25 protein-coding genes and 2 tRNA genes are annotated in these 26,037 nt (G+C 65.8%); 7 read left to right on the top strand and 20 right to left on the bottom strand.

Annotated features, from left to right (window positions below):
- Positions 1-101: 101 nt before the first annotated feature.
- The 5 genes from katG to F8O06_RS01625 all read right to left on the bottom strand — a co-directional run bounded on the left by katG (position 102) and on the right by F8O06_RS01625 (position 5,545).
- Entirely contained in the window at positions 102-2,354 is a 2,253-nt protein-coding gene (katG, locus tag F8O06_RS01645) for a catalase/peroxidase HPI (RefSeq protein ID WP_158037164.1), read from the bottom strand.
- A 63-nt stretch (positions 2,355-2,417) separates the two neighbouring features.
- Positions 2,418-2,882: a Fur family transcriptional regulator gene (locus F8O06_RS01640; protein WP_158037163.1), complete on the bottom strand. Its 465-nt coding sequence runs from the start codon at positions 2,880-2,882 to the stop codon at positions 2,418-2,420.
- A gap of 82 nt (positions 2,883-2,964) precedes the next feature.
- A complete protein-coding gene (locus F8O06_RS01635; RefSeq protein ID WP_158037162.1) occupies positions 2,965-3,981 on the bottom strand; it encodes a hypothetical protein in 1,017 nt (338 codons plus the stop codon).
- Entirely contained in the window at positions 3,978-4,631 is a 654-nt protein-coding gene (locus F8O06_RS01630; RefSeq protein WP_225733321.1) for a GNAT family N-acetyltransferase, read from the bottom strand. The genes F8O06_RS01635 and F8O06_RS01630 overlap by 4 nt, the downstream gene beginning before the upstream one ends.
- Positions 4,628-5,545 carry a UTP--glucose-1-phosphate uridylyltransferase gene (locus F8O06_RS01625; protein WP_158037161.1) on the bottom strand — a complete coding sequence of 306 codons (918 nt, stop codon included), beginning with the start codon at positions 5,543-5,545 and terminating at the stop codon, positions 4,628-4,630. Before F8O06_RS01625 ends, F8O06_RS01630 begins: the two co-directional genes overlap by 4 nt.
- Before the next feature lie 52 nt (positions 5,546-5,597).
- On the opposite strand from F8O06_RS01625, the gene F8O06_RS01620 reads away from it, so the two are divergent.
- Together F8O06_RS01620 and mscL are read left to right on the top strand one after the other, a co-directional pair.
- Complete coding sequence (locus F8O06_RS01620; RefSeq protein ID WP_192496793.1) at positions 5,598-6,233, top strand: 5-formyltetrahydrofolate cyclo-ligase; 636 nt, start codon at positions 5,598-5,600, stop codon at positions 6,231-6,233.
- A 91-nt stretch (positions 6,234-6,324) separates the two neighbouring features.
- Positions 6,325-6,762, top strand: a complete 438-nt coding sequence (gene mscL / locus F8O06_RS01615) for a large conductance mechanosensitive channel protein MscL (RefSeq protein WP_158037159.1) — start codon at positions 6,325-6,327, stop codon at positions 6,760-6,762.
- 146 nt (positions 6,763-6,908) lie between these two features.
- Here mscL and F8O06_RS01610 read toward each other — a convergent pair whose 3' ends face one another.
- From F8O06_RS01610 to F8O06_RS01580, 7 genes are all read right to left on the bottom strand, one after another.
- Positions 6,909-7,121: a hypothetical protein gene (locus F8O06_RS01610; protein WP_158037158.1), complete on the bottom strand. Its 213-nt coding sequence runs from the start codon at positions 7,119-7,121 to the stop codon at positions 6,909-6,911.
- Positions 7,118-10,738, bottom strand: coding sequence for a DEAD/DEAH box helicase (locus tag F8O06_RS01605; protein WP_158037157.1), 3,621 nt, complete (start codon positions 10,736-10,738; stop codon positions 7,118-7,120). The genes F8O06_RS01610 and F8O06_RS01605 overlap by 4 nt, the downstream gene beginning before the upstream one ends.
- Before the next feature lie 121 nt (positions 10,739-10,859).
- A tRNA-Arg gene (locus F8O06_RS01600) sits at positions 10,860-10,932 on the bottom strand.
- 65 nt (positions 10,933-10,997) lie between these two features.
- Positions 10,998-11,699, bottom strand: coding sequence for a C40 family peptidase (locus tag F8O06_RS01595; protein ID WP_158037156.1), 702 nt, complete (start codon positions 11,697-11,699; stop codon positions 10,998-11,000).
- Between the two features lie 91 nt (positions 11,700-11,790).
- Positions 11,791-12,465 (bottom strand): C40 family peptidase, encoded by a 675-nt coding sequence (locus tag F8O06_RS01590; protein ID WP_158037155.1) that lies wholly within the window; start codon positions 12,463-12,465, stop codon positions 11,791-11,793.
- 90 nt (positions 12,466-12,555) lie between these two features.
- Positions 12,556-13,590: a M23 family metallopeptidase gene (locus F8O06_RS01585; protein ID WP_158037154.1), complete on the bottom strand. Its 1,035-nt coding sequence runs from the start codon at positions 13,588-13,590 to the stop codon at positions 12,556-12,558.
- Positions 13,591-13,695: 105 nt separating this feature from the next.
- A complete protein-coding gene (locus tag F8O06_RS01580) occupies positions 13,696-14,391 on the bottom strand; it encodes a metal-dependent transcriptional regulator (RefSeq protein WP_158030222.1) in 696 nt (231 codons plus the stop codon).
- Between the two features lie 135 nt (positions 14,392-14,526).
- Here F8O06_RS01580 and serC point away from each other — a divergent pair, with 135 nt between their 5' ends.
- Positions 14,527-15,636, top strand: coding sequence for a phosphoserine transaminase (gene serC, locus F8O06_RS01575; protein ID WP_158037153.1), 1,110 nt, complete (start codon positions 14,527-14,529; stop codon positions 15,634-15,636).
- Positions 15,637-15,647: 11 nt separating this feature from the next.
- On the opposite strand, the gene F8O06_RS01570 is transcribed toward serC, so the two are convergent.
- Both F8O06_RS01570 and F8O06_RS01565 read right to left on the bottom strand, forming a co-directional pair.
- Positions 15,648-16,211, bottom strand: coding sequence for a DUF3027 domain-containing protein (locus F8O06_RS01570; RefSeq protein WP_192496792.1), 564 nt, complete (start codon positions 16,209-16,211; stop codon positions 15,648-15,650).
- Positions 16,204-16,587 (bottom strand): cold-shock protein, encoded by a 384-nt coding sequence (locus tag F8O06_RS01565; protein ID WP_158030225.1) that lies wholly within the window; start codon positions 16,585-16,587, stop codon positions 16,204-16,206. The genes F8O06_RS01570 and F8O06_RS01565 overlap by 8 nt, the downstream gene beginning before the upstream one ends.
- Before the next feature lie 91 nt (positions 16,588-16,678).
- Between F8O06_RS01565 and F8O06_RS01560 the strand changes: the two genes are divergently transcribed.
- The 3 genes from F8O06_RS01560 to F8O06_RS01550 are packed head-to-tail and all read left to right on the top strand — an operon-like array spanning position 16,679 to position 20,114.
- Positions 16,679-16,927 carry a hypothetical protein gene (locus tag F8O06_RS01560; RefSeq protein WP_158030226.1) on the top strand — a complete coding sequence of 83 codons (249 nt, stop codon included), beginning with the start codon at positions 16,679-16,681 and terminating at the stop codon, positions 16,925-16,927.
- 5 nt (positions 16,928-16,932) lie between these two features.
- Positions 16,933-18,480, top strand: a complete 1,548-nt coding sequence (locus F8O06_RS01555; protein ID WP_158037151.1) for a helicase-associated domain-containing protein — start codon at positions 16,933-16,935, stop codon at positions 18,478-18,480.
- The gene (locus F8O06_RS01550) at positions 18,468-20,114 is read left to right on the top strand and encodes a DNA repair helicase XPB (RefSeq protein ID WP_158037150.1); all 1,647 of its coding nucleotides are present in this window, start codon (positions 18,468-18,470) and stop codon (positions 20,112-20,114) included. Before F8O06_RS01555 ends, F8O06_RS01550 begins: the two co-directional genes overlap by 13 nt.
- Positions 20,115-20,499: 385 nt before the next feature.
- On the opposite strand, the gene groL is transcribed toward F8O06_RS01550, so the two are convergent.
- The 4 genes from groL to F8O06_RS01525 form a co-directional block, all read right to left on the bottom strand.
- Complete coding sequence (gene groL, locus F8O06_RS01540) at positions 20,500-22,119, bottom strand: chaperonin GroEL (protein ID WP_158030229.1); 1,620 nt, start codon at positions 22,117-22,119, stop codon at positions 20,500-20,502.
- 119 nt (positions 22,120-22,238) lie between these two features.
- Positions 22,239-23,351: a DUF3048 domain-containing protein gene (locus tag F8O06_RS01535; RefSeq protein ID WP_158037149.1), complete on the bottom strand. Its 1,113-nt coding sequence runs from the start codon at positions 23,349-23,351 to the stop codon at positions 22,239-22,241.
- 56 nt (positions 23,352-23,407) lie between these two features.
- The gene (locus tag F8O06_RS01530; RefSeq protein WP_158037148.1) at positions 23,408-24,034 is read right to left on the bottom strand and encodes a LytR C-terminal domain-containing protein; all 627 of its coding nucleotides are present in this window, start codon (positions 24,032-24,034) and stop codon (positions 23,408-23,410) included.
- A 14-nt stretch (positions 24,035-24,048) separates the two neighbouring features.
- Entirely contained in the window at positions 24,049-24,297 is a 249-nt protein-coding gene (locus F8O06_RS01525) for a DUF3263 domain-containing protein (protein WP_158037147.1), read from the bottom strand.
- 87 nt (positions 24,298-24,384) lie between these two features.
- On the opposite strand from F8O06_RS01525, the gene msrB reads away from it, so the two are divergent.
- Positions 24,385-24,846, top strand: coding sequence for a peptide-methionine (R)-S-oxide reductase MsrB (gene msrB, locus F8O06_RS01520; protein ID WP_158037146.1), 462 nt, complete (start codon positions 24,385-24,387; stop codon positions 24,844-24,846).
- Positions 24,847-24,865: 19 nt separating this feature from the next.
- Here the strand turns inward: msrB and F8O06_RS01515 are convergent.
- Both F8O06_RS01515 and F8O06_RS01510 read right to left on the bottom strand, forming a co-directional pair.
- Positions 24,866-24,938, bottom strand: a tRNA-Thr gene (locus F8O06_RS01515).
- An 80-nt stretch (positions 24,939-25,018) separates the two neighbouring features.
- Positions 25,019-25,921, bottom strand: coding sequence for a DsbA family protein (locus tag F8O06_RS01510; protein ID WP_192496791.1), 903 nt, complete (start codon positions 25,919-25,921; stop codon positions 25,019-25,021).
- Positions 25,922-26,037 lie beyond the last annotated feature (116 nt).

Below are 26,037 nucleotides of genomic sequence, written 5' to 3'. Positions count from 1 at the left end.
CTGCCAGCGCTCGCGACGTGCAAGGGCCCCGTCCACGGAATGATCGTGGACGGGGCCCTTTCGCTCAGGATGCAGCGCTTCGTTCAGCGGCTGCGCACCGTTCAGCGCAGATCGTAGCGATCCGCGTTCATCACCTTGTTCCAGGCGGCCACGAAATCGCGCACGAAGATGTCACGAGCATCGTCTGAGGCGTAGTACTCGGCGACGGCGCGCAGCTCCGAGTTGGCCGAGAAGACCAGGTCGAAGCGGCTGGCCCGCCACACGACCTCGTCTTCGCCGTAGTGGCGCATCTCGAAGGTGTTCTGCGTCTCGTCGGTCGAGTTCCACACGTTGCCGTTCTCGAGCAGGTTGCGATACCAGTCGTTGCTCAGCACGCCGGGACGATCGGTCAGCAGGCCGAGGTCGGTGCCCTCATAGCCCGTCCCCAGTACGCGCAGCCCGCCGATCAGCGCCGTCAGCTCAGGCACACGCAGTCCGAGCAGCTGAGCACGGTCGATCAGCAGGTTCTCAGCCGGCAGCGAGTGCCCGGGGCGCAGATAGTTGCGGAACCCGTCGTTGGTCGGCTCGAGGTATGCGAACGTCTCGGGGTCGGTGTCGTCCTGAGTGGCGTCGACACGACCCGGTGTGAACGGCACCTCGATGTCGACGCCGCCCTCGTGAGCGGCCTGCTCGATCGCAGCGGAGCCGCCGAGCACGATCAGGTCTGCCAGCGAGATGTGGCGCGGCGCGTTCTGCTCGTTGAAATCGCTCTGGATCTTCTCGTAGACCGAGAGCACCTGGTCAAGCTGCTCGGGCTCGTTGACCTCCCAGTGGCGCTGCGGCTCCAGACGGATGCGCGCGCCGTTTGCGCCGCCGCGATAGTCGGTCGCGCGGAACGTCGAGGCTGACGCCCAGGCGGTCTTCACCAGCTGCTGTCGAGTCAGCCCCGAAGCGAGGATCTGCTGCTTGAGCTCGTTGATGTCGGCGGCCAGCACCGGCTCCCCGGTCGCTGCGGGCAGCGGATCCTGCCAGATGTAGTCGGCCGCGGGCACCTCTTTGCCGAGGTAACGCGACTTCGGGCCCATATCGCGGTGCACCAGCTTGTACCAGGCCTTGGCGAACTCCTGCTCGAAGAGCTTCTGATCGCCGAGGAACTCACGACCGATGCGTTCGTACTCAGGGTCGACGCGCAGTGCGAGGTCTGTGGTGAACATGCGCGGCTCGCGCCGGCCATCGGAGTGTGCGAGCGGCACCATGTCCTGCCCGGCGCCGTCCTTCGGCCGCCACTGCCAGTGGCCGCCCTCACCCTTGTAGCACTCCCACTCGTATGAGAAGAGAATGTGCAGGTACTCGTTGTCCCAACGAGTGGGGTGATACGTCCACGTCACTTCGAGGCCCGAGGTGATGGTGTCGTCGCCGATGCCGCTCTTGAAGTCGTTCTTCCAGCCGAGGCCCTGATCCTGGATGCCGGCCTCAGCCGGACTGCCGTGCACGTGCTCTCCGTCGGGTGCGGCACCGTGCGATTTGCCGAAGGTGTGCCCACCGGCGATCAGCGCGAGCGTCTCGCGATCGTTCATGCCCATGCGGTCGAAGGTCTCACGGATGTCATGCGCAGCGCGGGCCGGATCGGGCTGTCCCTCAGGGCCCTCGGGGTCGACGTAGATGAGCCCCATCACTGTCGCGCCGAGCGGCTTCTCGAGATCGCGCCGCTGCTTGTCAGTGATGCGGTCTTCAGTGCCCTTCCACTGCGGCTCTGAGCCCCAGTAGACGTTCTCGGGCTCCCACGCGTCGATGCGCCCGCCGCCGTAGCCGGCAGTCGGCAGCCCCATGATCTCGAGTGCGACGTTGCCGGCGAGCACGATCAGGTCGCCCCACGAGATGCTGCGACCGTACTTCTGCTTCACCGGCCAGAGCAGACGACGGCCTTTGTCAGTGCTCACGTTGTCGGGCCAGGCCTCGGTCGGCAGAAAACGCTGCTGCCCGGTGCCCGCACCGCCTCGTCCGTCGAACTGACGATAGGTGCCGGCGCTGTGCCAGGCCACACGGATGATCAGCGGACCGTAGTTCCCGAAGTCGGCCGGCCACCAGGGCTGCGAGGTGGTGAGCACCTCGGCGATGTCTTTCTTGACCTGGTCGAGATCGAGCGCCTCGAAAGCCGCTTTGTAGTCGAAGCCGTCTTCTTCGGGGTTGCGCTCACGGGGATTCTCATCGAGCAGCCCGACGTTCAAGTGCTTCGGCCACCAGGCGAAGCTGGCGTCGCCTTGCGTGGGATGCGGCAGCTCTTTCTGAGGGATTCCGGGCATGGTGACCCCGGTGGCATCGCCGCTGACCGGTGCTCCGGTCTCGTGGTCGATGGGGCACTTTGATTCAGACATGTGTGCTTCCTTCCGTGCTGTGGTTGTGATTCTGCGTGTCACAGGGCAACATCGCCCCTGTGTTCAGTACTGGGGGTCATGGTCGCGCAGCTTCTGCTCGCATTCGGGACAGACGCCGCGAAAAGTGATGTCGGCGGTCAGCACGCGCATGCCGTGCACGTCGTCAGGCGTCAGGCAGGGGGCATGCCCCACGACGCAGTCGACGTCTTCGATGCGTCCGCAGACCACGCACTGCACATGATGATGGTTGTCGTGAGTGCGCGTCTCGTATCGCGCGCTGCCGGAGTCTGGCAGATCGATGCGCCGCACAAGCTCGTGGCGGGTCAGATCGTGCACGATGTTGTGCACCGACTGCGCCGAGATGCTCGGCATGTCGTCGCTCAGTCCCGCGAGAATGTCTGCGGCCGAGCTGTGCGGGTGCTCGTCGAGATACTGCAGCGTCGCCAGGCGGCCGGCAGTGACGCGCAGTCCGCTCTCACGCAGCTGTTCACCCCACGATTCGGGAGCGATGGAGACATGAACGCTCATGCCCACAGTCTAGCAATATTTTGATGAACTCAAAATTATGAGCAGAACAAATCAGCCTGAAGCTGAGACGATGAGCACGTGCTCATCCGACGTTGCGGCGCCGATTCAGAATGTCGTCGAGGCGCCCCGAGTCGAAGCTCGCATCGACCCCGGCACGATCGTCGATCCAGTCGTATTCGTCGTGCTCGCCGAGCGATGCCTCGATCTCTTCGGCGACCGCCTCTGCGGCTGGCTGCGTGTCACGGCTGTGCGCTGGCTCTGCGGCGGATGCGCCCGCGGCGTCCGCCTGCGGAGTCACGACCGGGAGCTGGCGCACGTCTGCCTGCTGCTCGTCTGCAGCGCGGTTCGGCGCCGCGGGCCGAAGGCCGGGAGCCGAGTCGTCACCGATGCGCGCTGCCTCAGCGAGGGCTGCCGCGACGACTTCGTCGCGGGTGACGCCCAGCGGTTTCGGCAGCGGATTCGGCGTCCAGGTGTGATCCGCCTGGACGCCCTCTGCAGCTGCCTGACGCCGGGCATCGGCGTCGAGATCGTCGGCGACGTCATAGACCGGTGTCTGCTGCGCGGGAACCTGCTGCGCCGTCTGCTCGGCCGCGAGCCGACGACGCTGATGGCGCACGACTCGAGTCGCCCGCGCCCGCATGGCCAGCCCCAGCACACCGATGACCAGGCCGCAGCCGAGCCAGAGCCACCCGCTCGCACGATTTGTTACCTGCAGCGCCCCGATGATGACCAGGCCGAGAGCGATCAGGCTCAGTGTCGAGCCGACTCGCTGTCCGCGCACGGCAGCCCGCAGTTTCGGCGGCAGACCGGCTTCGCGGCGAGCTTCGCTACGCTGGGCACGCTGTCTCTCACGTTCCATTCGGCGTGCCTCTCTCGCGAGCACCGCTGCGCGGCGGGCGCTCACTTCTTCTTCGTATTCGTCTGGGAGTTCCTGGTTGCGAGCGATGACGTTGACAGCACGCTGCACACGCGTGGCGTTGCGAGCGGTGGTGCGCAGATTGCGTCGCTCGATCCAGCCTGGAGTGAGCACGGCGAGCCACAGCCCCACGATGCAGAGCACCAGCATGGCGCCGCCGATCTGCCCGAGAAGTCCACTCATGGCATTAACCTACGTTCGGCAGAGTCGTTTAGCGATGATTCGCCACGGTGTGGCGAGCATCCGCCGTCGGCCGCGAGGTGCGCGATCAGGCCGTCACGAGGAGTGTCTTCGGCCAACAGCGCGAACACCAGGTGATCGCGCCAGCGGTCACCGATGTGGATGTAGCCACGACGCAGCCCCTCGGGGCGAAAGCCGAGCTTTTCGGGCACGCGGCGGGAAGCCGCATTCTCGGGCAGCATACAGATCTCGATCCGGTGCATGCCCCACTCCCGAAACAGCAGATCGCAGATCAGGGCAGTCGCCGTCGGTGCGATGCCGCGACCGGCCACACGCTCGGCGACCCAATAGCCGATCGAGCACGAGTTCATCGCTCCCCAGGCGATCTGCGCCACGCTGACCTGACCGACGATCTCGCCGCGCCATTCGATGACGCAGGTGACCGAGAGGCCCTCGCGCATGCTGACGATCATCGATCGCACCTGACGTCGGGTGTCCGGCATTCCCGCCGGCTGACCGGGCAGCGTGGCCTCCCACTGCTGCAGCCAGGCCCGGCCGGCTCTCAGCTCGGCGTCGAGCGCCCGCCAGTCACGCTGCCGCACCGGGCGAATGGCGACCTCGCCCCAGACGCACCGATGCAGCGGCAGGTTCACAGCGTCTTGCTGAAGTCGTTGAGCCAGGTGCGGAATGCGGGCCCGAGATCGTCGCGCTCGCTGGCCAGCGTGACCACGGTCTTCAGATACTCGAGCTTGTCACCCGTATCGAACCGACGACCACGAAACACCACACCCAACACCGGACCAGCAATCGACTCATCCGCCGCCAACGTCTCCAACGCATCCGTCAACTGAATCTCATTACCCCGACCCGGAGCCGTGCGCGCCAACACATCGAACACACCCGGCTGCAGCACATACCGACCAATCACCGCAAGATTCGACGGCGACGTCCCCGGCTCCGGCTTCTCCACCAGACCCGTGATCCGCACCACATCAGCCTCACCCGTCGCCTCAACCTCGGCCACACCATACAAATGCGTACGATCAGCCGGCACCTCCAACAACGCCACCACCGACGCCCCCCGCGCAGCCTGCACATCCAACATCCGGCTCAGCAAATCCTCATCAGCATCAATCAGGTCATCACCCAACAACACCGCGAACGGCTCATCCCCCACATGCTCACGCCCACACAGCACCGCATGCCCCAAACCACGCGGCACACCCTGACGCACCGAATGCACATCAGCCACCCCAGTCGCCTCACGCACCGACGCCAACAAAGCATCCTTGCCATCAGCAGCCAAACGAGACTCCAAATACGGCGCCGCATCAAAATGATCCTCGATCGCGCCCTTGCCCGACCCCGTCACCAACAACACATCAGAAAGCCCCGCACCCGAAGCCTCCTCCAACACATACTGAATCGCCGGACGATCAACCACCGGCAGCATCTCCTTCGGCACCGCCTTCGTCGCCGGCAAAAAACGCGTCCCCAAACCCGCAACCGGCACCACCGCCTTCACCGCACGATGCTGTTGCGTACCACCCTGATTCTCTGCAGTCATACGCCTCAGCTTACCGGCACCCGTGCGCGCTCACGGGATTAGACTGATGCCGATGGCCGCTGACCCGATTCCAGACATGTCGCCGGGCACCGCCGCGGCCGAGCCGTCGACAGCCCGCAAGGCAGCGCTGCGTCAGCGCATCCGCGCAGCGAGGCGCCAGCCTCCAGCACCGACTCGAGACCTCACCCCCAATCTGCTGCGCCTGCTCAGCCAGCTGACCAGTGACATCCCGGCAACCGTCGCCTGCTATCTGGCCTCCCGAAGCGAACCGCAGACGCGCGGGTTCATCGCGGCCGCGCAAGAGGCCGGGCACCGTGTTCTGCTGCCGCAGGTCAGGGTCGACGGCGGCCTGGACTGGGCCGACGCCGCTGGGGCGGGCGAGCGCGACAGCGGCCTCGGCGTGCCCGAAGCGGATGCTGCCGCACTGCCTGAGGGTGCGCTGCGTGAAGCGTCGGTCATCGTCGTTCCTGCGCTGGCCGCCTCTGAAACCGGGGCACGTCTCGGGCAGGGCGGCGGCTTCTACGACCGCACGCTGGCCGACCGGGCGCTCACCGCCCCAGTGGTCGCCGCCGTCTTCGACGACGAGGTGATCGCCGATCTGCCGATCGAAGCGCACGACCGACCGGTCGACTGGATCGTCACCGATCGGCGAATCCTCGCCGTGACTCCGCCGACGCCTATACAGTAGAGAGTGGCGGCGTTCCACAGACGCTGCACAGGCGCACGGGGCGCCCCTCAACGCGCCATGCGTGCAATCACATGATTCAGGAGCAAACGCAATGAAACAGGTCTTCGCCGGATTCCGAGACTTCATCTCAAAAGGCAACGCGATCGAGCTGGCCGTCGGTGTGGTCATCGGCTCGGCTTTCACCGGGCTGGTCAACGCACTGGTCGAGAAGCTCATCATGCCGCTGATCGCGGCGATCTTCGGCAAGCCCGACTTCGACTCAGTCGGCAACTTCACGATCAACGGCGCTGACTTCTCAGTCGGCGCAGTGATCACTGCCATCGTGAACTTCCTGCTGATCGCGCTGGCACTGTACTTCTGCATCGTGCTGCCGTTCAACAAGCTGCGCGAGTACCAGGTCAAGCACAGCGCCAAGAAGCCCGAGGCACCGGTAGACCCGCGCACCGAGCTCGATGTGCTCAAAGAGATCCAGGAGGCTCTGCAGGCGCAGAACGGCTCCACCGGTTCCGGCGCTCACGCGCAGAAATGACCGGTGGTCGGGCGTCCTTCCGCTGGGCCCCGGCGAACTGTGTCGTGACAGAACCGTGTCATGACAGAGCCCCGCTGCCATCGCCCTATCGGCGTGGCAGCGGGGTTCTGTCTGTCTGCTGAGCGGCAGGAGCCGATCGCGCCGGCTCAGCCCCAGTGCGGAGGCCGCTGTGCTTTGAGCCAGCGGTCCTCTTCGGCTTCGGCCGTCTGATCGCCCCACTCCCCGTGCTCAGCGGATGCGTCCGCGGCCAGGGTCTGATCACGCCGGGTCAGCGCACGTTCGGCCTGCACGTCGTGTTCGTCGGGCACCTCGCCATAGACCACGCGCCGACTGCCGATGCGACGGATGCGTTCGGTCACTGCTGCCCTCGGCGCGCGTACTCGCGCTGCTGTCGCTCGGCCGCAGCACGATGCTGATCGAGCTCGGCCGCTATCTCGTCGGCGATGCGCTGCGGGTTCGCGAAGAGCTCGAACGAGTAGACCCGGCGAAACTTCCAGCCGAGCTTGGTGAGCAGCGTCGGGTGCAGGCGCAGCACCTCTCGAAGCGTGTCGCGGTTGTAGTCGGAGTCTGTCTCGATGATCATCTGCGTGGTGCCGTCGTCGACCGCCAGCCCCAGGTCGTCGTCGAAGTGATCGTTCACTTTGAGCCCCTTGCGGTGCAGCCGACGTCCGAGATCGACGAGCAGTGCCTGCGCTGAGAAGAAGCGGCGCTCTGGAGCAGGGTCGCGGTCTCCGCCGAGCAGGTCGAAGAGCACCCGCGGGGCTCCGGTCAGCCGTTCCAGTTCATTGCCTCTCGGCTGCAGCGCTGCCACCAGCGTGAGATGACGACGAGCGCGGGTGAGCGCCACCCCCAGCCAGCGCATCCCGCTGGGGTCTGGGGTGATCGCCCCGAACGCCGACAGCATCCGGCCGTGCGGCGTGCGACCGTATCCGAGCGCGAAGATCACGCGATCGCGACTGCGCGCCGCAGCCTGTGCGACCGTGAGCACTAAGAACGGCTCTGGCTGCCGCGGATCGAAGAACGTCTGCAGCGCCTGCCGCGTAGCCAGCTCGGAGCGCAGCGCCGCACGCACCTGCTGTGCCATGGCCTCGCTGGGCGTGACCACCATGAGCGAGTCGTCCGGGTGCCAGACCGCAGTGGCGAAGGCCAGATCGACGACCTTGGCCACCTCAGCGGGCAGCGCCTCGACGTTGCCGCTGTCGGGGTCGGGCGTGCCGCGTCCAGGAGCGTCGACCTGCACGACGTCGTAGGCTCGCTGTCCGGCGAACTCGGCTGCCGAGGGCAGCGCGCGAATCTGCAGGTCGTACCAGCGACGATTCACCAGCGACGCCAGGGCACGGCCGCCGGATCGATAGCTGAAGTCGAGGGTGAACTCGGGCAGCAGCCCGCGAAGCGCTGCGAACGCCGACGGCTCGTCGGTGATCGGCACCACCTCGGGGTCGTTCGGATCGATGCTGAACCGGCTGGGCGTGCCGAGCACCGGGTCGCCGATGGCGATGACCTGCTCGGACTGGGCGATCGGCAGCACCGCCTCAGACAGCGCCATACTCGCCGCATCGAGCAGAATCACCGTGTCGAAATGTGCTCGATCAGGCACATCAGATCCGAACTGGTACGGCGAGAACAGCCAGACCGGTGCGATGGCCCGCCCGACGACAGGCAGACGCTGCATGAGCGTCGATGGCGTGACGGCGTCGTCGAGCAGACGCTGCCGCAGTTCGGCCGCCTCGTCCGGATGCACGTCGATGGCCTCACGCCAGCGGCTCGCGAGCGTGGCTGCGAGCTCTTGGGCGTGATCGTCGACCACGCGGCGGTCTTCGAGCACGAAATCGCGCTCCAGCCGCGCCAGCACCTGCGTGTTGGCGTTGAGCAGCGAACCGTCGCGCTCGAGCAGCAGTTCGAGCACCGACTGCCACCATGCGAGTTCGAGCTCGTCAGCGGCGTGCTCGGCCGTCACATGCCGTCGGGCGAAGTCGTCGACGAGCTCAGAGAGCCCCTCGCGTTCGAGCGCTGCCAGCAGCTCGGCGCGCTCGTGCAGGTGCTCCAACGCACCGACGTCGCGCGACAGGGAATCGAGCACCTCCTGCACCCGCTCGATCGGCACACGCATCAGATCGCCGATGCGCTCACGGTCGAGCGGCCGCTGCAGCTCTTGCAGGTCGGCGGTCAGCGCGGTGTACATGATGTTCACGTCGCCGAGGCCGACCGGCACGTTGGGCGGTCGGTGGTCGGCCACCAGCTGCCCCCAGAGGATGCGCTCCTCCTGGATCTCCTGCAGCGCCTGGTGCACGTCGTTGACGTGGGCACCCGGCCGCTGATACTCCTTGGCCAGCTGACGCAGGCGACGGCGCGAGCCGACCGGCATATCCTGTTCGCGACGCGGAGCCGTCGCGATGATGAGCTCTTCGAGCGACCGGTCGTAGACCACCGGCTGAAAACGGTCGAGAGTGCTGCGCACGCGCAGCAGCAGAGCGAGCCCCTCACCGATCTCGGTGAGATTCGTGGGGCGGCGCAGACCGGCGTCTTGGAACACCCGCCGAGACTTCTCGACCAGTACCTGCAGGTCATTGCCCGCCAGCCGTTTGGCGAGCAGATAGATGTTCTCAGCGTCTTGCGGGGTGTCGAACTCGGCCCCGTACCATGACGAGTCGTCAGGCCCGAAGTCGAACTGGCCGAGATCAGCGGCCTTGCGCAGCAGAGCCGCTGCCGAGGTGCGGTCAACGGCCAGCGCCTCGAGAACGGTCGAGTGCAGACGCACCTTGGTGTGCGGCGGGTCGGGCAGCAGCGACAGACGAGCCAGCTCGCTCAGCGCCTGCTCGACCGAGACGCCATACGTCTGACTGACCTGCCCCAGACTGCGCCGGTAGCCCAGCAGCGCGTCGCGGATGCGGGCGTAGGCCCCAGCGCGCTCCTCACGGTCTTGGGGCGCCTGCGCACGCTCGTTGCGCGAGATCGCGTGCACCACATCCTGGCGCAGGTGCTGCGCCGTCACCGCCATGCCGGCCAGTCCGCGCGATGCCAGCTTCGCCGCCACGGCATCCAGCGTCGCGCGCGACGAGGCGACCACCGCGACCCGACGCCCGACCGGCACCAGGGTGGCCAAGATGTTCGACACCGCCTGGGCAACCCCTGACCCCGGCACTGTGCGCACGACGAACGATGTGCCGGTGCTGGCCTGGGCGACGACGCGCTCCTGCTCGGCGCTCGCATCGAGTATCAGCGCATCCGACAGCGCAGAGCGTTCGTCGGCGCTGTTCACAGTGACGAGCCGGGCCCGTTCCTGCAGCGAATCGGCCGCGCCCGGCACACCGGCGACCGCATCCAGAATGGGGTGGATGCGCGTGGCCGCCCGCGTCGAGAGACCGCTCGCCGCGGTGCTGTACGTTCCCATGACGAGTCGGCTCTGGAAGTCGACGCCGTCGACGAAGTGGAACTCGCGATCGAGACGGTGCAGCGCCTCATCCGGGTGAAAGCCGTTCTCGTCATGCACGGCCGCAACGATGCCGTCGACGTCGATCTCTGAAGAGAATCGGCGTTCCAGCAGCGAGACGACCTCGGGATTGATCAGCGAACGACCGGTGATGAGCAGCTCGAAGTCTCCGGGCACGGCCTGAATCGCGGCTGGCTGCACGATCAGAGGCAGGTGTCCGGAGCGCCCTCTGCTGCCGTGCCAGAGCATCTCGCCGGCGAGCAGGTGCACCGCGTCGATGCCTCGGTCTTCGGCCAGTTCGGCCGCCTTGTGCTCGATCTGCCGAGCGACCCGCATCGAACGTGCGCGCGCCTTCTCATCGCGAATGAGCGTCGAGAGACGGGTGACTCGCCCGCTGAAGAGTCGGGCGATGCCGCCGGGATGCGCGGTGCTGAGATCGAGGATCGCCGAGCGTTCGGTGCCTCTGCGGGCGCTTTCGCCGACTGCTGTGAGTCGATCGCGCCACCCCGCCCAGGCGGCGCTGCGCTGATCTGATTCTGCAGTCACACGAACTCCTCCGAAATCCGGTTGCACTCCATCTCTCAGCTTACTTGTCTGCCGCCGTTTGCGAGCGAGACAAAACTGTCTGCGAGACAGCCGGTGACATGCCGACTGCTCGACCGACAAGTGCCACCGGCGAGAATCGAACTCGCGACGCACAGTTTAGGAAACTGTCGCTCTATCCACTGAGCTACGGCGGCAGGCAGACCAACGACGACCATCGCTGATCTCTGATGGAGTCGATGGAAGAGGCTGCGCGACCGGGTCAGATGCGAATGAAGGTCGGCGACCCCCAGATCGCACGCTGAGACACGCCGACTCGCGGGTTGCCAGCGTCGAGGACCTGATGGTTTCCGGCGTAGAAGCCGATGTGCCCGGGCCACCAGACCAGATCGCCGGGCTGCGCCTCGGCCTCGCTGATGACCGTGCCTGCGGCCTTCTGAGCCGCGTCAGTGCGCGGAAGGCTGATCCCGTGCAGCCCGTAGACATACTGAACCAGTCCAGAGCAGTCGAAGCCCGTCTCAGGCCTGTTGCCACCCGAAACATACGGGTACCCGATGAACTGCGACGCGGTGGCGATGATGCTCGAGCCAACGACCACCTGCGGGCGCGCTGGCGCCGCGGCAGTCGCTGTGGCACCGGCAGTGGCGGCGGCCGCAGCCGCACCTGCACCCGGCGTGAGCACGGTTGTGGCCGCAGGAGTGACGGCGGGTGCTGCCGGCTCCGGTGTGGGCACGGACGCCGTGAGTGAGACAACGTCTGTTCCAGCAGCGTCCACTCCCGTTGACGCCGAGACCACCTGCTGACGCTGCATCTCTTGACGCACGAACTGCGACTCACCCGACTGCTGTGTGAGGCTCACCTCTGCTGCCTGCGAGGGTACGGCCGTAGCGAAGACGAGGCCTCCTGAGACCGCCAACGTAGCAAGGGTCCCGGTGAGCGTCGAAGAGTTGAGTCTGATCAGCATTCATTCATCCTAACGCACTCACGAATATCGAGTTCTGTCTGTGCCACTGGCACATCGTCTTTACGGTAGCGCGCGCTGAGCAGGTCATGACTCAGAAACGCAGGTACGTGGGGGCGCTGCCCCGAAGGTCTCCGACGGCACCGACGACGACGGTGGAACCAGGTTCGAGCGCATGCACGATCTTGCCGTTGCCGAGGTAGATCGCGATGTGTCCCGGCCACCAGACCAGATCACCCGGCTGCGCACTGCTCTCTGAAACGACTGTGCCGAGAGCACGCTGAGCCGATGAGGAGTGCGGCAGCGACTTGCCGTGCAGCCCATACACGAACGAGGTGAACCCCGAGCAGTCGAAACCTGCAGGGCTTGCCCCGCCCCAGACATAGGGAACGCCGAGGTACCGCAGAGCGGTGTCTGTGATGCTGCTGCCGACGACGGTCGCCCTGGGCGAGCTGTCAGACGCCGCGACAGCCGACTGTGCCCCAACGGCCGTCGTGGCGGTCGGCGACGGAGCGACGCGATCGTCATCTGCGGTTGTCAGCGGTTCTGGATTCGCCAGCGCCGCATGCACGAACTCCTGCTGCGTCTCGTCGAGCGGCTCTCGTATCGCGCCGACGCTCTGCCTGAACGCCTGAGCCTCAATCGTCTGATCGACGGCTGCTGAGACCTCTTGGGCCTGAGCCGGAACCGCCGTCGAGAAGAGAATCCCACCTACTACTGCTGCGGTGGCCAGCGGCTGGACAAGCTGACGAACGTGGAAAAGAGCCATATGTTTCAGAGTACAGGCAGTGGTCTGCTGACTCAACCCAGGCAGCCGAAGCCTCAGCTGCCACAAAGGTCAGAGGCGCACAGCCCTGACTCAGGCCGTGCAACCCGGCAGAGTCGCGGCATCGTGGGCTTGCAGCCAGTCAAGCCCGTCGACGATCGTGCCCTCACCCGCCCCGTAGGTCACATCGGCCCCGCCGTTGATGTGCAGTTCGAAGTGCAGATGGGCACCCTGTGAGTTGCCCTCGTTGCCGACCTCGGCGATCGGCTGACCGGTCTTCACCTGGTCACCGACCTGAACGCGCACCGAGTCGAGCGGCATGTGCAGATACAGAGTGTCGATCTTCGTGCCGTCAGGCAGTCGACTGGTCAGCTGGACATACGGGTTCACTCCGGTGAATCCGACGTTGGTGATCGTGCCCGACATCGCCGCAGCGATGGTGGTTCCGATCGGCGCAGCGAAGTCAACGCCCTTGTGCATGCGCCCCCAGCGTTCGCCGAGTCTGGAGCTCACGGTGTACGAGCCCTGCGGCACCGGAATGGAGAACTGGACGTCGTCGGTATAGGGGCTCTGCCCCAATTCGCAGACGTTGTTCACAGTGAGGCGCGCAGCCGATCGAGCCTCAGCCGTCAGCAGTTCGTCTCCGGGCTGCCCGACGGCACTCGCCGAAGAGGCGAGCAGTGCACCCGACTGCAGGTGGCCGTTGTCGACGAGCTCGGCCTCATGCCGGACGAGATCCTGCGGTGACGTGCGAGTCATGTCGACGGTTGCCGAGACCGACGGCGAGACCGCGTAAGCGGGAACCGCAGCGGTGAAGCTCAGCCCCATCGCCACAGAGAAGATGAGCGTGCTGCGCATACGGCGTGAGGAGAACGGCAGCGAGAGCGAACGCCGACGACGAATCGTTCCGCCATCGGGCAGCTGCTGCCGACGTGGCATCCGCTCTGACACAGGCAGGTGTCCGGGAATCGCCACCGGAAGCAGGGCATGCGTCTCAGATGTCGACGAGTCCTGAGCGCGCTGTTCGGCAAGACGATCCTGAGCTGCCCAGATCTCACGCATCTGACGTCGAGTCAGCGGCTGCTCTGCGGGCGTCTCGGCTCGAGCCGCGTCACTGTCGCTCTGCATTCGCGTGCGAATTCCTCTCTTGGGCGAACATACTCAGTGAACCAGCTTACTTTGCCCCGCTCTTCTTGTCACCATTGCGCCCGTCGCCCCCACGCAGGCTCGGGCTCAGTGGTCGTCCACGAAGATGTGCGTCGCGATCTCGGGTGCCAGCTCGAGCCCTTCGTCGCGCCCCTCGACTTTGACGCGCGTGTAGTCACCCACTGCCTGGATCGTGACCTCGGCGCCGGGCACGATGCCGACCTCGCGGAACTGTTTGAGCAGGTCGGGATCGAGCTGCACCGGCTCGCCCATTCGGCGCACCGCGCGCTGCAGCGACCCCTTGGCCGTGCGTGCCAGCGTGTGCACGTCGACCACGCCGTGCAGAAACTCCACGTTGCTCTGTTCGTCCAGCTCGTCCAGCCCCGGAATCGGGTTTCCGTACGGGCTCTCGTCCAGCCGCGAGATGAGCGGGATGATGCGGCGCTCGACGTCTTCACTCATCACGTGTTCCCAGCGGCAGGCCTCGTCGTGCACCAGCTCCCAGTCCAGCTTGATCACGTCTGAGAGCAGACGCTCGGCAAGGCGATGCTTGCGCATGACGCGGACGGCCTTTGCCCGCCCTTCTGCCGTGAGCTCCAAGTGACGGTCTCCGCTGACCACGACCAGTCCGTCACGCTCCATGCGGGAGACCGTCTGAGAGACCGTGGGACCCGAATGACCGAGTCGCTCTGAGATCCGTGCACGGAGCGGCACGATTCCCTCTTCTTCCAGCTCGAGAATGGTTCGCAGATACATCTCTGTCGTGTCAATGAGATCAGTCACCGAGCAGTCCTCCTTCGGCCGACGCCCGCACGGCCGTCACGCCAAGTTAGTCTAGCCTAATTATTTGGTCGACTCGGCGCACGATCGTCAATGATCGTCCCGATGTCCGGTCATGTCGGCAGCTAGCATTGACGCATGGCTTCCATCGAGATTCCCCAGACCCTGCTTCCCCGTGACGGCCGCTTCGGCTCTGGCCCGAGCCGAGTGCGAGACGAACAGCTCGACGCTCTCAACACCGCCGGACGCGCCCTGATCGGCACCTCGCACCGAGCTGCTCCGGTCAAACAGCTCGTCGCCGATCTGCAGCAGCATCTCACCGAGCTCTACGGTCTGCCCGACGGCTACGAGGTCGTGCTCGGCCTCGGCGGTGCGAGCGTGTTCTGGGACACTGCAGCCGCTGGGCTCATCGAGCAGCGCAGTCAGCATGTGGTCATCGGCGAGTTCAGCGCCAAGTTCGCCAAGGCCGCGAGCGCACCGTGGCTGCAGGCGCCCGACCTGCGTGAGGCGGCGTTCGGTGAGGCGACCGCCAACGTGCCGACTCCTGGCGTCGATCTCTATGCGTGGCCGCATAACGAGACGTCGACCGGCGTACAGCTGCCGGTTCGCCGAGTGGATGCCATGGGCGCGTTGAGCGTCGTCGACGGCACCAGCGCAGCAGGCGGCACATTCGTCGATCCCGCCCAGTTCGACGTCTACTACTTCTCGCCGCAGAAGAACCTCGGTTCGGAGGGCGGCCTCTGGATCGCGCTGATGTCACCAGCTGCGATCGAACGGGCTGCGCGCATCGCCGACGGCGATCGCTTCATCCCTGCCGCCCTCTCGCTGCAGGGTGCGATCACGAACTCGCGCAAGCATCAGACGATCAACACTCCGGCGATCGCCACGCTCTTTCTGCTCGATCAGCAGGTGCAGTGGCTGCTCGCCAACGGGGGCCTGGCATGGGCCGACGCTCGCACGAAAGAGTCGTCACAGCTCGTCTACGACTGGGCAGAGGCCGACACGCGGCTCACGCCGTTCGTCAGCGATCCGGCCGTGCGATCACAGGTCGTGACGACGATTGATCTCGACGAGAGCATCCACGCCGCCGATGTCACGGCAGCGCTGCGCGAGAACGGCATCGTCGACGTGAACGGCTATCGCAAGCTCGGCCGCAACCAGCTGCGCATCGGCACGTTCGTCGCGGTGGAGCCGGCTGAGGTGCAGCGCCTCATCGAGTCGGTCACCTACGTGCTCGACCGCATGTGATGCCGCCGGGGTCACTCCTGCGCGGGTGACCCCTCGGCCTCAGCCGTCGCCTCAGACGTCGTCTCAGATGTTTCCTCGCTCATCGGCTCATCCGCAGACTCGGACTCGGCGTCACCGTCAGACTGCGATTCGGCATCGGCCGTCGAATCTTCGTCGGCGTCGTCACGGCTGTCCGCGTCGTCGACGTCGTCAGAGTCGTCAGAGTCGTCAGAGTCGTCAGAGTCGTCAGAGTCGTCAGAGTCGTCATCATGCTGCGCCTTGTACTCGGCGAAGCGCTCGGACCACGGCACCCAGGCGGGCGGAACAAGCGCGCCCTCGCCGGGCATGAGCCCGACTTCGAGCACCGTAGGAGTCGATTCGGCGTCGACGCGGCCCAGCACGGCGGCCCATTCCCAGTGCGGGTAGCCGGGAACGTCAGAGGCGAACCGCAGAGTGAACACGTTCTCGTCGGGTTCGGGGTCTGCCCGCAGCAGCGCCCCGATCTGCCGGCGTGGTGCGATTTCGGCCAAAGCCGAGCGCGCAGCTGCCTCTTGAGCCAGGAACTCGGCGGGATCAGACACAGTCGGGTCAGACATCGAGTTCGTCCGCCACCTTTCGCAGCACCGCAGCGACCTTGCGCGCATGTGCGTCAGACGGGTAACGGCCGTGCTTCAGGCCGCCTCCGATGCCGTCGAGCAGCTTGATCAGGTCTTCGACCACGACAGACATGTCTTCGGCCGCACGTCGACGCGATTTCGCGACGCTCGGCGGCGCCGTCAGCACGCGAACCGAGAGCGCCTGCGCCCCTCGCTTGCCCTCGGCCACACCGAACTCCAGACGGGTTCCCGGGTGCAGCGAGGTCACCCCGGCGGGCAGTGCCGAGGTATGCAGAAAGACCTGTTGGCCGTCATCAGCGGTGATGAAGCCGAACCCTTTCTCCTCGTCGAAGAACTTCACTTTTCCGGTTGGCATCGCACATCTCTTTCGAGTTCACTCACGGTCTCGCGACATCTGCGCAAGATACTCCGTCGCGCGGATCGCGCACGACAAGTATTCTATAAGGATGATCCAACAAGACACACCCCGCCGTTCGCGAGCGGTGAACGTGCTCGGAGCGATCACGATCGGCATCCTCGTGCTTTCCTCAGTCTGTGCGCTGATCACCATCTTCTTCCTCTCCAGGCAGAGCGAACTCGGCACGTTCGCACGCATTGTCGAGACCGTGCCGCTCATCGGCCTCCCCATCGGAATCGTGCTCATCGCGGTGCTGACCACAGTCATCATCCGCCAGCGCCGTCGCGAACAGTCGTGATGTGAATGTCACAGACCATCGCCTACTCCGATGCCGTGGTCGCACTCTCCGACACCGATCTCGACACCGTCGTCTCGCTCTCGCACCTGCCCAGACTGCGCATCGCCGATCTCTACGATCTGAGCTCGCGGCTGGCCCACCCTGACGCGATCGACCGCCGACTCGCGGTACTCACCGACGAAGACCTGCGCGCGCTGCTCGCAGCCGACACCCCCAGCGCGGCAGCCACTGCACTGCTGCTGGCTGATGGCGCCGGGCATCCTCTTCCCGGAGTCGCAGATCGCATCGCGGCGATGCGTGGCTTGCCGCGCCCAGAGGTGTCGGCCATACCGGCTCTCGATGCACCCGCGCCGTGGCACTCCGTCGTCGCAGTGCAGACCGTCGTGCTGCAGGCCGAGAACTCTTCCCTGCCGCTGACCGCGACCGGCCATGTGCCGGTCTCCGCACTGACCGATCTGGGGCACATCCTCGACATCGAGCCCAGCACGGTGAGCGCGCTCATCTCAATCGCCACGACCGCAGGCCTGTTCCACACCGATGACGACCACATCTCTGCCGAAGCAGAAGCCGAGAGCTGGCTCGGCCTCTCACTGCTCGATGTCTGGCGCACGCTCGCCGACGCGACAGTCCCGAAAGACCTCGCGCCTGTCGTCGAGCAGGCGGTTCTGCACGGTGCCGAGACCGCACAGTCGATGTCTGATCGACTGATCGACGCGGCGAACACGCGCTGGCCGCTGGCACACGAGCACCTCGCCGCCCGGCTGCAGCGTCTGCTTCACGACTGGCGAGTTCTTGCGGTCATCGATGCGGCAGGCCAGCTGACCGATCTCGGTGAGGCGTGGGGCGCCCACGACGACGAACGGCAGCAGAGCCTGGCCGAACAGTGGCCCGCTCCGACCGAGTACGGCTATCTCTACAACCACCTCGAGCTGCTGGTGCCCGGACTGCTCACGCCGCAGCTCGCCAGGCAGCTGCGACGGATCGCGACGCCGACGCGACTCGTCGAGACGCACACCTACCAGATCAGCGAGCAGACGATCGCCGCAGCAGTGGGTCATGGCGAATCGGTGGGCGAGATCCGCGACTTTCTCAAGACGCTGCTGCGCGGCGATCTGAGCCAGCCGCTGCAGTATCTGCTGCGCTCCTTCGCCGAGTCGCCCCAAGCCGTCGTCAGCCCCAGCCGGCCAGACACCGCAGCCGCATCGACTCATGCTGCGCCCCGCACCTCTCCAAGCAGCACACCGAGCATTACGATGGAGTCCACCGACGACCGCGACCCGGTCAGCCGAGCACGTGCGCTGGTCGGTGAGTTCCGCGATTCGCCAGACGCACGCATCCGCCTGCTGCTCGAGACGGCGCTGCGCGAGCATGCTCCGATCTCGATCACGGTGCGCGTCGGTGACGCCCTGCGCACCGTCGTACTCGAAGTCATCGGCATGGGCGCGACGCGCCTGCGCGGGCGCGAGCCCGGTGCCGAGATCGAGCGCACGCTGCCGCTGAAGGCCATCGCCGAAGTGCATCCGATCACGAAGGAGACCTCATGGGACCACTGATCGTGCAGAGCGACCGTACGGTGCTGCTCGAACTCGACCATCCCGACGCCAACGCCGCACGGCAGGCGATCGGCGGCTTCGCCGAGCTGGAGCGCGCTCCCGAGCACGTGCACACCTATCGCATCACCCGCATGGGGCTCTGGAATGCCGCTGCAGCCGGGGTCACCGCCGACGAGATCATCAGCGCCCTGAACACCTATGCGAAGTTCGCGGTGCCCGACACCGTCGTGCGCACCATCACCGATGCGATCGACCGCTACGGCCGCCTCGACATCATCCGTGACAGTGAAGGCCGGCTGGTGCTCACCGCCGACGATGCCCGCCTGCTGACCGACGTGGCCAATCACAAGCGCGTCGCCGCGCTGCTGACCGAGCAGGTCGACCAGCGCACCTGGATCGTGCAGGAGTGGGCCCGCGGCCAGCTCAAACAGGAGCTGCTGCGCATCGGCTGGCCGGCCGAAGACCATGCCGGCTACACCGACGGAGACCCGTACGAGATCGACCTGAACGAGGACGACTGGCACCTGCGCCCCTACCAGCAGCAGGCCGTCGACTCGTTCGTCGCCGGGGGCTCCGGCGTCGTCGTGCTGCCGTGCGGCGCCGGCAAGACCATCGTCGGGGCGGGGGCGATGGCCGCGCTCAGCCGCAAGACCCTGATTCTGGTCACGAACACGCTCGCGGCGCACCAGTGGCGTGACGAGCTGCTGCGACGCACCCGGCTCACCGACGAGCAGATCGGCGAGTACTCGGGCGAGGCCAAGATCATCGCGCCGGTGACCATCGCGACCTATCAGATGCTCACCGCTCGTCGCAGCAAGAAGTACACGCACCTCAGTCTGCTCGACGCCGAGAACTGGGGCCTCATCGTCTATGACGAGGTGCACCTGCTGCCGGCGCCCATCTTCAAACTGACGGCTGAGCTGCAGGCGCGCCGCCGTCTGGGGCTGACCGCGACACTGGTGCGCGAAGACGGCAAAGAGTCCGACGTGTTCTCACTGATCGGGCCGAAGCGCTACGAGGCGCCCTGGCGCGACATCGAGGCACAGGGATTCATCTCACCGGCTGACTGTGTCGAGGTGCGCGTCGAGTTCACTGAAGACGAGCAGGCACGCTATGCGATGCTCGCCGATGCCGAGCGCTACCACGCGACGGCGCTGGCCGAGGCGAAGCTCGACACGGTGGCCGAGCTGCTCGACGAGCACGCCGACGATCAGACTCTGGTCATCGGGCAGTACCTCGACCAGCTCGAGCTCGTCGCTGAGCGCACCGGGCTGCCGCTGATCACGGGCAAGACGCCGACCCCGGAGCGAGAACGGCTCTTCGCGGCGTTCCGCACCGGTGAGCAGCGGGCCCTGATCGTCTCGAAGGTCGCCAATTTCTCGGTCGATCTGCCGGATGCGCGCGTCGCGATCCAGATCTCGGGAGCGTTCGGCTCGCGGCAGGAGGAGGCGCAGCGACTCGGGCGCATCATCCGCCCGAACAGCGACGGCTCACGCTCGATCTTCTACTCGATCGTGGTGGCTGACACCGTCGACCAGGACTACGCGCTGTCTCGGCAGCGCTTTCTGAGCGAGCAGGGCTACTCGTACCGCATCGTCGACGCCGAAGACCTGCCGGTGAGCATCCCCGCCTGAGCTGGCGACTGTCGCAGCTGCGTTCTGCCGCTGCGCCTGTGCTGAGCGCCAGCACCTGCAGCAACGCCCAGCACCTGCACCTACACCTGCGCCTGCACCAGCACCAGCACCAGCACCAGCACCTGCACCTGCACCTGCACCGATTTCAGAACACCACCGCCGATCGCAGGAAGTCGGTCGATTCCTGCCAATCCGCGACGAAGCCGCCCAATCCGTGGCGGAGCAGCAGCACAGCCCACGGCACCAGCACCAGCACCAGCGGCACAGCCGCGCAGACAGACAAAAGCCCTGACTGCGAAACGCAGCCAGGGCTTTTGTGACCAGATCAGTTAAACCGGTCAGCTGAACAGATCAACCAGACCAGTCAGCCGAGCAGGTCAGCCGATCAGAAGTCCATCCCTGCAGACGGGTCAGCCGGAGCAGCCGGAGCAGCCTTCTCGGGCTTCTCGGCGACGACTGCCTCGGTGGTCAGGAACAGGCCGGCGATCGACGCGGCGTTCTGCAGAGCTGAGCGGGTGACCTTGACCGGGTCGGCGATGCCGGCCTCGAGCAGGTTCACGTACTCGCCGGTCGCGGCGTTGAGGCCCTCGCCGGGCTTCAGAGTCGAGACCTTCTCAGCGACGACGCCGGGCTCGAGCCCTGCGTTCAGTGCGATCTGCTTCAGCGGTGCGGTGACGCCCTTGCGCACGATCTGTGCACCGGTCGCCTCGTCGCCCTCGAGGTCGAGGGTGTCGATGACGTGCGAGGCCTGGATCAGCGCCACGCCGCCGCCTGCGACGATGCCCTCTTCAGCAGCAGCCTTGGCGTTGCGCACAGCGTCTTCGATACGGGCCTTGCGCTCCTTGAGCTCGGGCTCGGTCGCAGCGCCGACCTTGATGACGGCGACGCCGCCCGAGATCTTCGCCAGGCGCTCCTGCAGCTTCTCGCGGTCGTAGTCCGAGTCGGTCTTCTCGATCTCAGCGCGGATCTGCGCGGCACGACCGTCGATCTGAGCCTTGTCGCCAGCGCCCTCGACGATGGTGGTCTCGTCTTTGGTCACGACGACCTTGCGGGCACGGCCCAGCAGGCTGAGGTCGGTGTTCTCGAGCTTGAGGCCGACCTCTTCGGCGATGACCTGACCGCCGGTCAGGATGGCGATGTCCTGCAGCATGGCCTTGCGACGATCGCCGAAGCCCGGAGCCTTCACGGCAACAGACTTGAAGATGCCGCGGATCTTGTTGACCACGAGAGTGGCCAGCGCTTCGCCGTCGACGTCCTCAGCGATGATCAGCAGCTCTTTGCCTGCCTCGCGCACCTTGTTCAGCACGGGAACGAGGTCGTTGATCGCCGAGATCTTGCCGTTGACGATCAGGATGTAGGGGTCGTCGAGCACGGCCTCCTGACGCTCCGGATCGGTGATGAAGTACTGCGAGAGCACGCCCTTGTCGAAACGCAGGCCCTCGGTGATCTCAAGATCGATGCCGAAGGTGTTCGACTCCTCGACGGTGACGACGCCCTCTTTCGAGACCGTGTGAATCGCCTTGGCGATGATCTTGCCGATCTCGGGGTCGCCGGCTGAGATCGATGCGGTCGCAGCGGTCTCTTCTTCGGTCTCGACCTCTTTGGCGGTCTCGAGCAGCTGCTTCACGACTGCAGCGGTCGCCTTGTCGATGCCGCGACGCAGCCCCACCGGATCGGCTCCGGCGGCCACGTTGCGCAGGCCCTCTTTGACCAGCGACTGTGCCAGCACGGTTGCGGTCGTGGTGCCGTCACCAGCGACGTCATCGGTCTTCTTTGCGACCTCTTTGACCAGCTCGGCGCCGATCTTCTCGTACGGATCTTCGAGCTCGATCTCTTTGGCGATAGACACACCGTCGTTCGTGATCGTGGGGGCGCCCCACTTCTTCTCGAGCACGACGTTGCGACCGCGCGGGCCCAGCGTCACTTTCACCGTGTCTGCCAGGGTGTTCAGACCGCGCTCGAGGCCACGACGGGCCTCCTCTTCAAAGGCAATGATCTTAGCCATGTGAAATCGTCCCTTCTGGACTCTCGGAAGTGTCAGCTTCGTTAGCACTCGGCATTCACGAGTGCCAATACATGATTAGCACTCGCACCATGAGAGTGCAAGTCACACGACGAAGTTCGTCAGGCGGCGGTCCGCCCCTCCGGCGTGGCCTGTCCGCTGCCGTCGGGCACCAGCTCTATCCAGCTCGATCCCGGCTGCAGACGAACCTCGCCGGCACCGTCGGTCGTGGTCAGCACGAACGGCGACGCGGCATCGGCCTTGCTCCACGAGACGTCGAGCACACGTCCGTTCGAGAGCACGTACCCCTGCCCGTTGGCACCGTCGAGCTGGTAGCGCGGCGAGAGGCCTTTCGGCCCCAGGTCGTAGGGCTTTCCGAGCACCGATTTGATGACCACGACGTTGTCTGCTGCGATCTGCTGCGACTGGGCAGCGCTGGCAGACTCGCCCTGCAGCGTGCTGTCGACCTGGCCGTTGGCCGTCGAACGCACCCACCGGTTCTGCGCAGCATCCCACGTCCAACGACGCGGGGCATCCGCCCCGACCGAGACCGACAGCCCCGTCAGCGCGTCGCCGCTCTGCGCGGCCGACGCGGGCTGGTCTTTCGCGGCGTAGGCGAACTGGGCGGCCGGCTGCGTCGTCCGCGCTCCGTCGTCGAGCGCATCGAGCGCGGCCTGCGGATGCGCGAACAGGTTGTTCGGAGCGCCTCGCCCCCAGCTGTCGTCACGAGTGAGCACATCACCATGGCTCTCGTCGATTCGGGTGGCCGCCATCGATCCGAGCACGTCGTCGAAAGCGCTGTGCGACCCCGAGTAGACGAAGGCTCCACCAATGGGCGACACGAGACTGGTGTCAGTGGGGCGGGCCGAACGCACCGGCCCTACGAGACTCGGCAGCTGCGAGTGGTAGACGGCCACATACCGGGTGATGCCACCTTCGACCTGCTCTTCGTAGACGAGGTCGGCCGAGTTGAGGTTGACCTGCGGGCGAGCGCCGTCGTTCGCGTTCGGCACTTTCACGGTGACCGCGGCATGGTTCAGATCGACGTCGGGCATCTCTTCGCCGGTGAGCGGAGCCAGAGCCGGGGCCGACGGGCTCGGCGACTCTGAGACCGGATCTGGCTCCGGCTCGTGCTTCGCGCAGCCGGCGAACCCCGCAGCCCCCAGCCCCAGGGCCAGCAGACCACCGATCACCGCCGTGCCTCGACGAGCGGTTCGCGTGCGGATGCTGTTCATGGGGTCTCCTTCGTGGTGCGGTTCGGCGACGTGGCCGGTGCAGGGCGGCCGAACGGTCAGCGGCGAGTCGAATAGTCGCTGCCGATCGCCACCGTGAGCGGCACTGACAGCGTCTGATTGAGCTGCGGCGAGCTGGAAAGCTGCAGATCGCTGCTGAGCTGTTTGGCGGCGTCAGCGTAGCGCTCATCGGTGTAGTACACGACCGTGGTGCGGTGTGTGCCAAAGCTGGCAGGAGCGTTGGTCACCTGCCCGACCTTCCAGCCGTTCGCCGTGAGCTTCGCACCGGTGCGTGCGGCCAGGCCGCTCTGCGCGTTGGCTCCCTGTGCGTTGAAGACAGTGACCTGGAGCGAGTGCGGGTTGACGGTCGGGGCCGACGGACTGGGCGACGGAGCCGGCTCGCTGGGCTCTTCAGACGGTTCGGCAGGTTCAGCCGACGCACTCTCAGACTCCGCTGGCTCAGAGCTCTCGCTCTGCTGCGGTGCGGCCGAATAGTCATCGAAGACGCTCTGACTGCGAGTGATCTGCATGACTCCGTAGACGATGCCGACCACGAGAGCCGTGGCGACCAGCGCGCCGATCACGATGCGCAGCGTGCGCCAGCCACGTTCGACCGCACGATGCGCGCCGACCTTGCGCGATACGGGCAGGTCGTCGAACTCGTCTTTCGGGAACTTCTCAGCCATGTCTCAATTCTCTCTCACTTCTGCGCACGTGGGTCGCGAGGCTCCTGACGGTGCAGTCGACGCTCGACGCGATGCATGACGTCGGGGGCGAACGCCACCGCGGCAGGCACGCCGACCAGTGATCGCAGAATCTGCTCGTAGCGCACGGCACTGAGGCCGAGTCTGTCGCGAATCGCCCGGCTGCGCCCCTGTCGCAGGTTCTGCAGCTCCATCTCGCAGCGCAGCACGTCACGCTGCAGTGAGGTGAGCCCGCCCGTGCACATGGTATGGGAGTCTACGCTATGAGTGTGGGGGCGTTCAGGCACGATTCGCCGTTGCGCAGACTGCGGTGAGGCACGGAGGTCAATCCAATGACAGATCAGCACGATTCACCCGCGCACGATGCAGACACGGCCTCTGACCCGGCGACGGTCACCGAGCCGCAATGGCGGCAGAGGCTCGACCCCATCGAGTACGCGGTGCTGCGCGAGGCGGCCACTGAGCGCCCGTGGACGGGCGAGCTGCTCGACGAGCATCGCGTCGGTGTCTACCGTTGCCGCGCCTGCGGCGCCGAGCTCTTCACCTCGACGACGAAGTTCGAGTCAGGCTGCGGATGGCCCAGCTTCTACGATCCGCGCGACACCGACGCCGTGACGCTGGTCAGGGACGACTCCCACGGCATGGTGCGCACCGAGGTGCGCTGCGCGAAGTGCGGCTCGCACTTGGGGCATGTGTTCGAGGATGCTCCCCAGACGCCGACGGGACAGCGCTACTGCATGAACTCGGTGGCGCTCACGTTCGAAGCGGGCTCTGAGGCCTCTACTCGCCCGTGATTCCGGGCTGTTCCACTTGAGCCGACTGCGGGGCTCGAACCCGCCACCTCCTGTTTACAAGACAGGTGCTCTACCAGATGAGCTAAGTCGGCATCGACCGCGCGAACGGCCGAACCCATCTTAGCGGGTGATTCGGGCCGTCCGCACGATCATGCTCAGATCAGCCTGGCGCTCACTGACCTTCAGAAGCGCCGGCACCGGTCTGCGTCATGTCGATGCCGCGATCTTTGAGCTTCTGCTGCAGGGTGTCACTGACCTTGCTGAGGTCGTCAAGCGACTGTCCATCGATGTAGACCGTAGGCGTGCCGGTGAGGTTCGCCGCGTCCGTCGACCGTTTGACCCACTTCTTGAACTCGCCGTCACGGATCGATTTCTCGACCTGATCCTGCTGCTCGGGGTGGTCGTCGCCGATCACCTGGCGAGCCAGCTCGACGAGCCGGTCATCGCTCAGCCCGCTCGTGCTCTCGTTCGCCTGCACGCCGGGCTGCAGCAGCGTGGTGAAGTAGTTCAGAAAGCTGTCGGGCGCATACGTCGCGACCGAGGCAGCGGCTGCGGCAGACCGCGTCGAGTACTTGGTGCCCTGAGACGCCTGATCCAAGATCGACACCGGGTGGATGACCAAGTCGATGTTGCCCGCCTGCGCCTGCTCGCTGAGCATCTGTCCATACGTCTGCTCGAACTGACCGCAGATCGGGCACATGAAATCGGCGTAGATCTCTACGACGAGACGCCCGTCTGGCGAGGTCTGACGTTCCGGCTGCACGTCGGCGGCACGTGGCTCGGCCTTCTGCACCGCAAGACCTTCAGAGATCACCACACCGTCGTTGGGCATGTTCGCCGGCATGACCGAAGCCGCTGCCTGCTCGTGCTTCTGCACGCTCTGAATGATGAGCCAGCCTCCGAGGACCACAGCGACCACAGCGACGATCACGCCGATCTGAATGAGCAGTCGCTTGCGCTTGCGCTGCCGCTCCTGCTGCTCGCGAAACTGGCGGGCTTTCTCACGCGCCGCCTCACGGCGCTGGTTCTTTGTCGGGCGGCTCTGCGGATTGCCGCCTGATGTGCTGCCTGCCATGATCTCCCTCTGGTCGATTCGGCCAAATAAGTTGCACCTACAATGGATTGCGCATACCAGCATGCCACACAGCAGGCCGGATCGCGTGGTCTCACAGCTCTCACCGAGGATACCGC

This window comes from Pseudoclavibacter sp. CFCC 14310 (genome assembly GCF_008831165.1).
Classification (GTDB): Bacteria; Actinomycetota; Actinomycetes; order Actinomycetales; family Microbacteriaceae; genus Pseudoclavibacter_A.
This window is presented reverse-complemented; position numbering and strand designations above follow the sequence as displayed.